The 12,399-nt window shown below is 48.7% G+C and carries 12 protein-coding genes; 2 read left to right on the forward strand and 10 right to left on the reverse strand.

Features of this window, described 5'->3' with window-relative positions; translation table 11 throughout:
- Window positions 1-33 precede the first annotated feature (33 nt).
- Window positions 34-1,977 (forward strand): glycosyltransferase family protein, encoded by a 1,944-nt coding sequence (locus ACN083_RS08055; protein WP_419102328.1) that lies wholly within the window; start codon window positions 34-36, stop codon window positions 1,975-1,977.
- Window positions 1,978-2,069: 92 nt separating this feature from the next.
- On the opposite strand, the gene purL is transcribed toward ACN083_RS08055, so the two are convergent.
- From purL to ACN083_RS08090, 7 genes are all read right to left on the reverse strand, one after another.
- The gene (purL, locus tag ACN083_RS08060; protein ID WP_419102329.1) at window positions 2,070-4,385 is read right to left on the reverse strand and encodes a phosphoribosylformylglycinamidine synthase subunit PurL; all 2,316 of its coding nucleotides are present in this window, start codon (window positions 4,383-4,385) and stop codon (window positions 2,070-2,072) included.
- Between the two features lie 64 nt (window positions 4,386-4,449).
- A complete protein-coding gene (purQ, locus tag ACN083_RS08065; RefSeq protein ID WP_419102330.1) occupies window positions 4,450-5,247 on the reverse strand; it encodes a phosphoribosylformylglycinamidine synthase subunit PurQ in 798 nt (265 codons plus the stop codon).
- A 6-nt stretch (window positions 5,248-5,253) separates the two neighbouring features.
- The gene (gene purS, locus ACN083_RS08070; RefSeq protein WP_419102331.1) at window positions 5,254-5,505 is read right to left on the reverse strand and encodes a phosphoribosylformylglycinamidine synthase subunit PurS; all 252 of its coding nucleotides are present in this window, start codon (window positions 5,503-5,505) and stop codon (window positions 5,254-5,256) included.
- Window positions 5,506-5,689: 184 nt separating this feature from the next.
- Window positions 5,690-6,571: a hypothetical protein gene (locus tag ACN083_RS08075; RefSeq protein ID WP_419102332.1), complete on the reverse strand. Its 882-nt coding sequence runs from the start codon at window positions 6,569-6,571 to the stop codon at window positions 5,690-5,692.
- Window positions 6,572-6,755: 184 nt separating this feature from the next.
- Window positions 6,756-7,475, reverse strand: a complete 720-nt coding sequence (locus ACN083_RS08080; RefSeq protein ID WP_419102333.1) for a GntR family transcriptional regulator — start codon at window positions 7,473-7,475, stop codon at window positions 6,756-6,758.
- Between the two features lie 23 nt (window positions 7,476-7,498).
- A complete protein-coding gene (locus ACN083_RS08085; protein WP_419102334.1) occupies window positions 7,499-7,963 on the reverse strand; it encodes a PTS sugar transporter subunit IIA in 465 nt (154 codons plus the stop codon).
- A 39-nt stretch (window positions 7,964-8,002) separates the two neighbouring features.
- Entirely contained in the window at window positions 8,003-8,233 is a 231-nt protein-coding gene (locus ACN083_RS08090) for a glucose PTS transporter subunit EIIB (protein ID WP_419102335.1), read from the reverse strand.
- 173 nt (window positions 8,234-8,406) lie between these two features.
- Between ACN083_RS08090 and ACN083_RS08095 the strand changes: the two genes are divergently transcribed.
- Window positions 8,407-9,630, forward strand: a complete 1,224-nt coding sequence (locus tag ACN083_RS08095) for a PTS transporter subunit EIIC (protein ID WP_419102336.1) — start codon at window positions 8,407-8,409, stop codon at window positions 9,628-9,630.
- Between the two features lie 111 nt (window positions 9,631-9,741).
- Here ACN083_RS08095 and ACN083_RS08100 read toward each other — a convergent pair whose 3' ends face one another.
- The 3 genes from ACN083_RS08100 to ACN083_RS08110 are packed head-to-tail and all read right to left on the reverse strand — an operon-like array spanning window position 9,742 to window position 12,364.
- Window positions 9,742-10,428 carry an N-acetylmannosamine-6-phosphate 2-epimerase gene (locus tag ACN083_RS08100; protein ID WP_419102337.1) on the reverse strand — a complete coding sequence of 229 codons (687 nt, stop codon included), beginning with the start codon at window positions 10,426-10,428 and terminating at the stop codon, window positions 9,742-9,744.
- 29 nt (window positions 10,429-10,457) lie between these two features.
- Window positions 10,458-11,393: an ROK family protein gene (locus tag ACN083_RS08105; protein ID WP_419102338.1), complete on the reverse strand. Its 936-nt coding sequence runs from the start codon at window positions 11,391-11,393 to the stop codon at window positions 10,458-10,460.
- A gap of 59 nt (window positions 11,394-11,452) precedes the next feature.
- The gene (locus ACN083_RS08110) at window positions 11,453-12,364 is read right to left on the reverse strand and encodes a dihydrodipicolinate synthase family protein (RefSeq protein ID WP_419102339.1); all 912 of its coding nucleotides are present in this window, start codon (window positions 12,362-12,364) and stop codon (window positions 11,453-11,455) included.
- Window positions 12,365-12,399: the final 35 nt, after the last annotated feature.

Genomic DNA, 12,399 nt, shown 5'->3' on the forward strand with positions numbered 1-12,399 from the left:
ATAAAGTGTAGAACCGTCACTAAGAGAAAACCAATGTCGTCCTCTTCCCACCTTATTGAAGCGATTAATTACGTTAGACGAGCTGCCTGGCATTTACGCACTGGCGGGCGCAAACAGCTTCGAGCTTTCACCACCAGACAACACGTTGTTAAAGGTGCTGATGCTCGACCCCATATTACTCGCTCCTCCCCGCTGAAAACACTCTTTTCAGGGAAGAATCAACACCTAAGACTCGACTTTCCAGAGTTTTCCAGTCCTATAGAACGCACTCCCACATTCAACGAATATCGTGTAGCCGTCATCCTCGATGATTTTTCAGCTGCAGCATGGGGCTATGAATTTAACACCGTTGCGCTAGACCCCAGCACATGGGAAGAACAACTTAACACGGGAATAGATTTACTTTTTGTCGAATCGGCATGGGCAGGTAATAACGGCGCCTGGCAATACCAACTGACCGGAAAAAATGCTCCCTCAAGAGCGCTTAAAGATATCGTTAACTACTGTAAAACGCATGGTATCCCTACCATCTTTTGGAATAAAGAAGACCCCCCACACTTTGAAGATTTTCTTCCTACCGCACGATTATTTGATTATGTATTCACCTCAGATGAACGGAAAATTCCTGAGTATCAAGAAAGGCTAGGTCACCAGAATATTTCTGCCTTAGCTTTTGCTGCTCAAAAAGCTATCCATAACCCTGCCCGACCGCCACACGGGTTCCACGAACGGGATATTGCCTTCGCTGGAATGTATTTTGCTCATAAATATCCAGAACGTCGTGAACAAATGGACATGCTCCTTGGCGCCGCATATGCGGTTAGCCCTACAATGGATCACGGGCTAGAAATTTTTTCACGATTCCTCAACGACGACCCAAACTACCAGTTTCCTGAACCTTTTAGCCAAAAAATAGTTGGATCACTCTCGTACGCAAAAATGTTAACCGCGTATAAGGCGTATAAAGTCTTTCTAAACGTTAACTCTGTTACTGACTCACCGAGCATGTGTGCCCGACGAGTTTTTGAAATTACAGCTTCTGGAACTCCTGTACTAACGACTCATTCAGAGGCTATACCGCGCTTCTTTACCGATGAAGAAGTACCTATCGCGATTACCCAAAAACAAGCAGAATATATGCTCAAAGCACTGGTAAACTCTCCAGAGCTCAATGACCGTACGGTGCACCTTGCACAACGAAAAATCTGGTCTGCACACACCTACACTCACCGTGCTATGCAAGTATTGCAAGCTGCTGGGAAAACACCTCAACAACTCCCACACCAACTACCTGAGACAACCGTTATTGTTTCAACGAACAGACCCGGACATATCGACCACGTATTTAAAACTGTTGCTAGCTTTTCGCCAGTTCCAGTACAACTTAACCTACTCACTCACGGGTTTGACGTACCAACACCACAGCTTCAAGCTAAAGCACGTGACTACGGAATAGAACTGCAAATACTACGAGCAGACTCAACGCTCTCTCTGGGAGAATGTTTAAACCAACTAGTGCGCAGCGCAGATGGAAAAATTATCACAAAAGTCGATGATGACGACCTCTACGGTGAACACTATCTTCAAGATATGCTTTTTGCTCTTGCTTATTCTGGTGCAGACATCGTTGGTAAACAGGCACACTATATGCATCTTCAGGCGCATAAGGCGACGTTGCTACGCAACCCAGAACGCGAGCATAAATACACGAACTTCGTGATGGGGCCAACCATTACAGGCGCTCGCGAAGTATTTCTTGAACACCCATTTCCTGCTGGAAATCGGGGTGAAGATACGGGCTTCTTATCGTCTGTGCATCAAGATGGGGGAGTGATTTACTCTTCGGATAGGTTTAACTTCTTACAAATGCGCAGTGGCGATGCCAGCTCTCATGCGTGGAATGTTGAAGACCGCGAGTTATTGGCACAATCTCCGCTACGTTTTTATGGGAAAGGATTAGAACACCTGATGTTCTAATGTTTTAGCACAGAGCCCGACATGGGATGAGGGGTGCTCACATCAGAAGACGTGAGCACCCCTCATCCTATATTTTTTTAGGTAGCTAGTATCTAGCCTTGAGCTACCTCGCCAAAATACTGTGGCATGGTATTTTCCCAACGTTCACGTAGCTTATTGAGCGGAACAACAACCTGCTGAAAATCAAGATTTTCAGAAGCCGTATCAACGACGCCGATACGTGCAAAAGGATAATTTCGTGCCGTGCACATATCTTTGAAACGTACTTCTTCGGAGCGCGGAACAGACACGATAACACGTCCGGTAGATTCCGAGAACAGCATCGTAAACAAATCGACACCGTCTCGTTCAGCAACTTCACTAAGACCAATACGAGCGCCAACATTAAAACGTAGGCAGGCTTCAGCTACAGCAGCAGCAATACCACCGGCAGAGACATCGTGGGCAGCGTCAATCATGCCGTCACGAGACATGTTCACCAGCATGTCACCTAAAAGTTTTTCTTGAGCTAGATTAACTTGAGGAGGCATGCCACCAAGGTGTCCGCAATACCGTGCCCACTCAGAACCATCTAATTCATCACGGGTGGTGCCAAGAAGGTAGATTGCTTGCCCATCATGTTCTTGTTGCCACCCAGAAGGCACACGACGGGTTACATCGTCCATGACGCCCATCATGGCAATAACGGGGGTTGGTTTGATAGCTTGCCCAGAAGTCTGGTTGTAGAGGGAGACATTTCCTCCGGTCACGGGGACGCCTAGTTCTTGACAACCATCGGCCAGTCCGCGGACTGATTCTACGAACTGCCACATAATATCGGGGTCTTCTGGGGATCCGAAGTTGAGGCAATCTGAAACGGCGACAGGGCGAGCGCCTACAGTGCATACGTTACGATATGCTTCTGCTAGAGCGATTTGTGCGCCTGTATAAGGGTCAAGATAGCTAAATCGTGGAGAAGAATCTGTTGCTAGGGCAACACCTGCACCGGTCTGCTCATCAACACGAATGACACCAGAATCATCAGGTTGCGATAACGCTGTATTACCCTGAACATACCGGTCGTATTGGTTTGTAATCCAACTCTTTGAACACATATTAGGGCTTGCCATGAAGTCAATAATGGCTTCGGCAAGGTTCTCTTGGGTGGGGCGTTGAGCGTCCTCCGCAGAGCCTGTAAAGTGTTGGGACTGTACTTCGTCTTGCCAATTAGGGCGGGCATAGGGGCGTTCATAGGTAGGCCCATCATGGGCAACAGTTTTAGGGTCTACATCGACAATGATTTCGCCGTCCCATTCAATGATGAGGCGACCAGTATCGGTTACCTCACCTAGAATTGAGTACTCAACGTCCCATTTGTGCATAATCTGCTCAAAACGTTCTAGATTTTCTGGGGTGACGACGGCCATCATGCGTTCTTGAGATTCTGACATGAGAATCTCTCCTGGGGTGAGGGTCGGATCACGTAATAGAACTTTTGTGAGGTCTACGTGCATGCCGCCTTCACCATTGGATGCGAGTTCGCTTGTTGCACAAGAAATACCGGCTGCGCCAAGGTCTTGAATGCCTTCAACGACAGAGCCTTTGAAAAGTTCTAGGCAACATTCGATGAGTACTTTCTCGGCGAAAGGGTCTCCTACCTGAACTGCTGGTCGTTTTGATGGTTTAGTGTCGTCAAAAGATTCTGAGGCGAGTACCGATGCCCCACCAATACCGTCTCCACCGGTGCGTGCGCCGAAGAGAATCACTTGATTACCTACACCAGAAGCGTTAGCGAGGCGGATATCTTCATGGCGCATAATGCCAACAGCAAGAGCGTTGACTAGGGGGTTTGCTTGGTAACAGGAGTCGAATTCTACTTCGCCACCGATATTAGGTAGCCCCAAAGAGTTGCCGTATCCGCCGATACCTGAGACAACACCTGGTAGAACTCGTTGAGTGTCGGGGTGGTCAATAGCGCCGAAACGTAGTGGATCCATGACAGCTACAGGTCGGGCGCCCATTGAAATAATGTCACGGACGATACCGCCAATACCGGTTGCTGCGCCTTGATATGGTTCGACGTAGGAGGGATGGTTATGCGACTCAATTTTGAAGGTGACTGCCCAACCATTGCCGATGTTTGTCACACCGGCGTTTTCTCCCATACCAACCATAAGGTCTTGGGTCATTTCTTCGGTGACTTTTTGTCCGAATTGTTTAAGGTGAATCTTTGAGGATTTGTAGGAACAGTGTTCAGACCACATAACAGAATACATGGCTAATTCTGCTGCGGTGGGGCGTCGTCCAAGGAGTGCGACGATGTCGTTGAACTCGTTTTCTTTGAGACCAAGTTCAGCCCACGGCAGTTGTGTATTGGGGGTTGCCGCAGCATTTTCTACGGTGTCTAGGTTGAATTGCTTATCGCTCATGAGTAGGTAGATCCTTGTGGTAAACCATCGAAGAAGGCTTCTCTGCGATGGGTAAGAAACTGAACTAAGGGTGTGTAACGAGTGTGCTCAAAACGGAGGAGAAGACCCCTAGCCCGTCAGCGCCACCACGTAGGGTGCGGCTTCCATCACCGGAGGAGGAGGGCCCAAAACCTGGTTCTACAGCATGTTCGGGGTGTGGCATGAGTCCAACGACGTTACCTCGTTCGTTGCAGATACCAGCGATGTTGTTACGTGAACCGTTGGGGTTTACGTCAACATAGCGGAAGACGATACGTCCTTGGTTTTCTAATTCTTCAAGAGTTTTAGGGTCTGCAACGTATTGACCATCTTGGTTTTTGAGTGGGACCACTATTTCTTGACCGGCCTCATAATGCCGTGTCCATGGGGTGGTGTTATTTTCGATTCGTAGTGTTTGGTCTCGGCAGATAAACTTTCGATGATCATTTTTAATCATGGACCCTGGTAGTAGGTGTGATTCGGTGAGAATCTGGAAGCCGTTGCAGATACCTAGTACGGGTAGTGCCTGTGTGGATTGTGCGGCGTCGATAACTTTTTCCATGACGGCGGCTTTCGCTGCGATGGCGCCAGCGCGCAGGTAGTCTCCATATGAAAAACCGCCGGGAACGATGACTGCGTCAACCTGATGTAGGTTGGCTTCATCGTGCCACAGCGGTACGGGTGTTCCACCGGCGAGTGTTACTGCTCGCATAGCGTCTCTGTCGTCAAGTGTTCCAGGGAATGTGATAACGCCTACGCGAACGTCTTTGAGTTGTTCTTCTGGTGCAGGTGTTGTGAAATCTCCGATGAGGGGTGTTTCGTGTGCGCTAAGAGACTCAACCATGTTTGTTTAGTCCTCCACTACCGAAACGTTGACAACATCTTCGATGACGGGGTTTGAAAGTAGCTCCTGAGCAGCTTGTTGAGCCTGTTGGAGGAGTTCTTCAGTAACTTCGCCGGAGACGGATAGTTCAAAGCGTTTCCCTTGTCGGACATCTGTGAATTGGGTGAGTCCGATACGGGGTAGTTCGTTGGCGATGGCTTTACCTTGAGGGTCAAGGATTTCTGGTTTGAGCATAACATCGACGACAATACGGGCCATTGGGGTGAGCACTCCTTGAGTGTACGTAAATAAATATGTGAGCCGAGTATCATTTTAGCCTATTGATAGGACAATTGACCCTTACCGTGTTAGAAATGCTAAAGCACCCATACCCAAACAGTATTTTTCCTAGTGAAACAGAAAAATCTGGGGTATGAGTGCTTTCGTAATATAAAAATATATTTTAGCGGTGAATTTGCTCGGTGAAATAGTCCAGCATGACTGGTCCTTCGAGCTGCCAGCCCTGATCTGTTCTAATCAGCGAGAAATTATAGTTTTCTTCAGGGTTAGACATATCGACAAAACGGGCGTTAACATCGTTTGCTTTGCTGGTGATGTTGCTGAGCGTGACTTTGTTATCGCCGTTGAAGTCTACTTCGGTGTTATCTGCAGCTTGGAAGTCGTAGTAGCGGTAGTTGCTGTCGTTGACGCCGTTGCTTACGTCGGCAAGAAGCATAAATAGTGCAAGCTGGTCAGCGGTGTTCATTCCGGTGGTGTCTACACGAGATGCGTAGGGGGCAGTGTTCTTAACATCCTCAAGGATGGGGATAAGTTTCTCTTCCGGAGTGTGCTCTAGTAGCTCACGGTAAGGTGTTTTGGCGTTAGCGCGAGACTTGATGTCATTAGATAACGCTGTGGAGACTTTGTCGGAAAGATTTTTCTTAGCTGCTGCAGAGCCGGCAAGACCTTGTGAATACATGTCTTCGATGATGGCGTTAATCGCTTGGAAACCGGCAGCTTCTGCATCTTTTTTAGCCTGTTCGTAAGCTAGTTCTTCAGGGGTTGGCCCTTCAGGTGTTTCTTCTTGAGCAGGTTCTGTTGTCTCAGGCTCGGCTGGTTTTTCTTCAACTACGGTAGGGGTTGGTGTTGGCTTTTCACTAGGTGTGGGGGTCGCCGAAGGTGTTGCTGATGGTGTTGGGGTTGCCGTAGCTGATGGGGTCGCGCTGGGCGTGCTGCTAGGAGTTGAGCTAGAGGACGCAGGGGAAGCCGTGCTATTTTGAGCGCCGCAAGCGCTTAGTGCAAGAAGTCCTGTGAGAGCTGCGCAGGTAATAAGTTTTTTGGACATAGTTCTCAATCGGTAGAAGTGGTACATGAAGTTAACAGTAGAAATGTGACTACGAAAAGACGCGTTGCACTTCTTAATATTCAGTCTTTCTACATCATACTGGCGCTTGAGGACTCTTGGGGCTGTCGTAGCTGTGATTTCCCTGTCGTTTGGATAAGTTCTGAAATATATATCGGTGATAACTTTAGTGCGCAGAGCATGTCGAGGAAGAGCTCTCTACATGCATGGATAGACGGTATCGGTCTGCACGGTATGTAGATACAGTGTGTTCTATCGGAAACTTTATGCCATCAATGAGCGTATATGAATACCGGTGAAAGATGAGTACCGGTTCGCGGGGTGATATTTCTAAGAGGTGAGCTAAATCTTCTGACGGTTTGCCTGCTTCGACCGTTTGTTGCGCTCCAACTACTGGGGTTCCAGAACTCGAGAAGAGCTCATAGAGAGAAGACGTAAGGTCGCTGTGAACAAATGGTTGGGCAATATCTTCTGGAATCCAACTTTGATCAACAGAGACAGGAAGCCCATTTCCTAAGCGAAGACGTTTAAGGTGGAGCAAGCGTTGTGTTTGCGGGAAGAATTTTTGAAGATTCTCTGGTGGTTCTTCCCAATAGGCGTCAATGACTTTGGTGCCAGGTGTCATCCCTGCGTTGCGTATGTCCTCGTGGAAAGATGCGAGGTGTAGATGTGATTGAACGCGTCCGTGCGAGACAAAAGTGCCTTTACCATGAACTCTTACTAATAGCCCAGCTTGGACAAGTTCAGAGATAGCACGTCGAACGGTAATTCGAGAGACCCCAAATTTTTGCTCGAGAAAACGCTCTCCTGGGAGGCAATCTCCAGAACGATAGTTGGAGTGTATAAGCTCTTCTAACTGCGCACGGACGCGTTCATGTTTCAACATAAGAGTATTCTCGAAGAATAGTTCTAGGAAGACAACTGTAAAACGACGGTTTCTGTAGAGAGCGTAGAGTTTTCCACTGGAACCAGCGTGCATTGTGTAGGTTTAAGCGCGACAACTGGGCACATCAAAGATTTTGCTTCTTTGAGGGCGCTGGCATCAACCTTCATAAGTTTTTGCCCGCGTGTAACGCTGTCTTTTTCTTGAACAAAGTGTTCAAAGCCTTCACCTGCAAACTCTACGGTGTCAATACCGACGTGAACGAGTAATGCTTCCCCTGTTGAAGCTGCGATGACAAATGCGTGAGGCATGAGTTTGAGAATCGTGCCGTCAAACGGGGCCGTAACCTCGAAGGTTTCGTCGTCTTCAATTGTCGGTTCGATGGCGATGCCTTCGCCAACAATTTTTTGGGAAAATACCTCATCTGGTACGTCTGAGAGGCTTTTGAGTTCGCCAGCGCATGGCGCATAGACGTCGAGGAGCTGTGTCATGGTAAGTCTCCTTCTTCTGGAGGTTTATGTATATGGGGTTTAGAGAAGGTCTTGAATGTCTTCTGCCAAGGTGTCGGCTACTGGTCCTACAACAACCTGAACTGCTGATCCAAGAACGACGACTCCGTGAACTCCCATTGCTTTGAGGGCGTCTTGGTTTACGGCTTCGGCGTCGTCAACTTCTACGCGAAGGCGGGTGATGCAACCTTCAATTTCTTCGACGTTATCTGCTCCGCCGAGTGCTTCTAGAATTTTCTCTGCATCAAACATGATGTTTTCCTAACTGAGGTTGGAGTGGTTATGGGTGATCTAAGAACTTTATCCTCGATATTCTCTTGGCAGGTTCTTCATCATGAACTATAGTATCTTATATCACTGGTTATAAACAGTACCAGAGGTCATACACACATCAATAACTCCCTACCCCCTATCAAGGAGGACCCATGTCGACCCCGGCGACAACGGAACGAAAAAGTCTGAAAGACGGAAAATCCATGAAAGTCTTACAGCGTTTTGGGCGTTCTCTTATGCTTCCCATCGCAGCGCTTCCAGCAGCTGCCCTTCTTCTACGCCTCGGACAAAAAGACCTTCTCGGCGCACTTCCTGGTATGCAAGATGTAGCAAGCGTCATCGGCGCTGCAGGTGGAGCACTCTTCGAAAATTTGCCTCTCCTCTTTGCTATTGGCATTAGCTTCGGGTTTGCGAAAAAAGGTGACGGATCTACCGCGCTAGCAGCAGCTGTCGGATACGTCGTCCTTAACAACGTCTTCACCGCAATGTCTCCTATCATGCTTGGGGCAGCAGCTGAAGGCGCCGAACAAGAAAAAATTAACTACGGTGTTCTTGGCGGTATCGTTATTGGTATCACCGCAGCGCTACTCTGGCAAAAATTCCACCGCACCAAACTCCCCGACTGGCTCGGATTCTTTGGTGGACGTCGACTTGTCCCAATCCTCACCTCTTTCGCTGCCATCGTCCTTGGCGTGCTTATGAGCCTCCTATACCCTGCTTTCGACGCAGTTCTCAAGAGCATCGGTGAAGCCGTTTACGCAAACGCGATTATCGGCTCTGGTATTTACGGCTTCCTGAACCGTATGCTCATTCCCGTTGGTCTCCACCACATCCTTAACTCCATCGTCTGGTTCCTCATCGGCGACTACAACGGTGTACAAGGCGACCTTAACCGATTCTTCGCTGGTGACCCCACCGCTGGCGTCTTCATGACAGGATTCTTCCCCATCATGATGTTCGCACTACCAGCAGCAGCACTAGCCATCTGGCAAGAAGCAAAACCATCACAGAAGAAACTCATCGGAGGCGTTATGCTCTCCACCGGTATCACCGCACTACTCACCGGTATTACCGAACCTCTTGAATTCTCCTTCATGTTCGTTGCTTGGCCACTCTACGTTATCCACGCAGTCTTTACCGGAACGGCCATGATGCTGACCAACGCATTAGGTATCCACGCCGGATTCGGATTCTCTGCAGGAGCCATCGACTACCTCCTCAACTTCGGTATTTCGCAAAACTCCATCTGGATTATCCCTATCGGTTTGTGCTACGCCGTTATCTACTACTTCACCTTCCGTTTCGTTATCCGTAAATGGAATCTACGAACCCCCGGTCGTGAAGAAGAAGCAGACGTAAACACTCCTAACGCATAAACGTCAAAACAACTAACGCTCCAAAAAAAGGGGGTGTGCCCAGAACAAAAGTTCTGGGCACACCCCCTTTAACAATCTCCACAACGGTTCATTCCAAGAACCAACGAGAGACTAATGGCTCAAAGCGTTTTTAAACCACCCCGTGATAGAAATTGGGTGAGTAATCGCTGTACCTACCACCACCGCATGAGCACCTGCATCAAGCGCTTCACGCGCCTGCGCCGGAGTATGAATACGGCCCTCAGCAATTAGCGGGACGTCAAAACCTGCTTCTGCAATCGAACGCAATAGCTCAAGATCAGGGCCATCAGTTTTTGCACGCGCATCGGTATAACCAGCAAGAGTAGTACCAATAAAATCAGCACCAGCCTCAACAGCTGCCTGAGCTGCTTCAAAGCTATCGCAATCAGCCATAACTAAGGCATGAGAACGCTCATGAACACCACGAATAGTCTCTGCTAAAGATAACCCATCAGGACGCTCACGAGTTGTTCCATCGAGAGCAACAATATGAGCCCCAGCGTGAGCCACACTCAACGCATGGTTAAGCGTCGGTGTAATAAAAATACCTTCATGTCCGTCTTTCCACAGACCAATTACCGGAACTTCAACAGAATTACGAGTGAACTGAATATCAGCGATACCCTGAACACGTACAGCTGCCGCTCCTCCAAGAACAGCAGAAGCGGCAACTTGAGCTGTCGTTTGAGGCTGACGCATGGGCTCACCAGGATATGCCTGACAAGAAACAATGAGCTGACCTTTAAGAGACTTAACCAGTTCAGAAGCAGTAAACATAAAAACTCCTTAGTGAAAAATGGCGATAACTACGCTAATGAAGAACGATGAATAAGTGAAGCTGCGCCAATCAGGGGCGCATCAGAACCAAGCTCTGCCAAAACGATAGGAGTACTCTTTGCCTGACCTAAAGCAGCTTGAGCATAAGAATCAAGAAGAGCTGTCCACCAGCGGTCGCCCAAATTAACAACACCGCCAGAGACAACAATTAGATGAGGATCAAAAATAGTAGCAAGGTCACCCAAGGCAATTCCAGCAGCCTGACCAGCAAAAACAATGGCTTCTTGAGCTAGTTTATCGCCATTTTGAGCGCGTACAGAAACTTCTTTCGTATCTGGCGCTGGTGCGCCACCTAGCGCAAGATATTTACGGAGAACCGCAGGACCAGCTGCGACAGCTTCAACATGCCCACGACCACCACACGGGCAATCTAACCCAACGGCTAGAGGAGAAGAAAAATGTCCGGTATGACCAGCAAGAGAATGAGCACCGCGCATGAGCTTGCCGTCTTCAATATAGCTTCCACCTACACCAGTACCGAACGCCATCATGAGCGATGAGGGTGCTTGAGCTGCAGCACCAAGCCATGCTTCACCTAAGGCATGGGCATGAACATCATTGACGGCGCGAGTCGGTAAAGAGGTCATTGACTCAACGATGGACGCAAACTGAACGCCCGTCCAGTCTTTAATGACATTGGCAGCGGTAACAACAGTACCGTTCTCATCAATAACACCAGCTGAGCCGATGCCGACACCGGCAACATCCCAACCATGAGAATGAGCGCATGAAATCTGCTCCAACACAGCCTCAGCGGTGTGCTTAGCAAGAGGCACACCGCCAAGCTGAGCAAGGGTAGGAATCTCCGCACGATGCAAAACAGCACCGTGCTGATCGACAATTCCGAGGGCGGTTTTTGTGCCACCTAAATCAACCGAAATTGCGACGACGGTGCTGTTTTCCACGATGATTCCTTTACCTTGCAATGTGTGTTGGGTTATATTCTGTATCTACAAGCTAGAGCCTAAAGCAAACCAGCTTCACCGAGAATGCCACGGATACGTTCAGCTTCAGTATCGTTGAGAGACTCCATCGGGGTGCTCATACGACGTGAAGAGATAACGCCCATTAACTCTAGAGCAGTTTTGAACGCTCCAAGACCAGCTGCACCACCAGAAACGCTAGGGGTCGTGACATTGACGATGGTGAAAAGTTGAGCCAGACGGTCTTGTTCCGCCTTAGCTTGTGCCCAGTCACCTGCTCGAGCTGCTTCGTAGAGGCGAACATATCCAGCAGGATCAACGTTGCCCAAACCAGGTACCATACCTGCAGCACCAGAGAGCATAGCACCGTCACAGACCACTTCGTGTCCAGTGAAGAGGCTGAAATCTTCAAGATCTGCGGTTTCTAGAGCTAGTAGGCGGAAGGAAATGTCATCGTTAGAAGAATCCTTCACACCAGTAATCACGCCTTCGCGAGCAAGCTTTGCAAGCAGACCAACAGGTAGCTTCTGCTTAGTACGTACAGGAACATCGTAGGCGAAAACAGGAACGTCTACTGCTGCTGCAATCGCACGGAAATGACGCTCTTCTTCATGAAGATTATCAATAGCGTAATACTGGCTTGTGACAACGATAGCGTCGCCACCGATAGCCAAAAGACGCTGAGCTTCGTCGATAACGCGAGCAGTGGTCTGCTCATTGGTACCAATGATGAGGGGGACTCGTCCATCGATAGCTTCAACGCAAGTACGTAAGACAAGTTCACGCTCAGCGTTCGTCATATAAGGAACTTCAGAAGAAGAACCGAGAGCGAAGATACCGCTGACACCACCGGAGATAAGGTGCTCAACAAGACGTGAGATGGAATCGGTGTCGATGTCACCTTCTGCAGTGCGAGCGGTGAGCAAAGGAGGAATGACTCCTGAAAAGGTCATGATAAATAATCCTTAGAAAAATTATTGACTAAATA

It is taken from the genome of Rothia sp. CCM 9418 (genome assembly GCF_048512825.1).
Lineage (GTDB): Bacteria > Actinomycetota > Actinomycetes > Actinomycetales > Micrococcaceae > Rothia.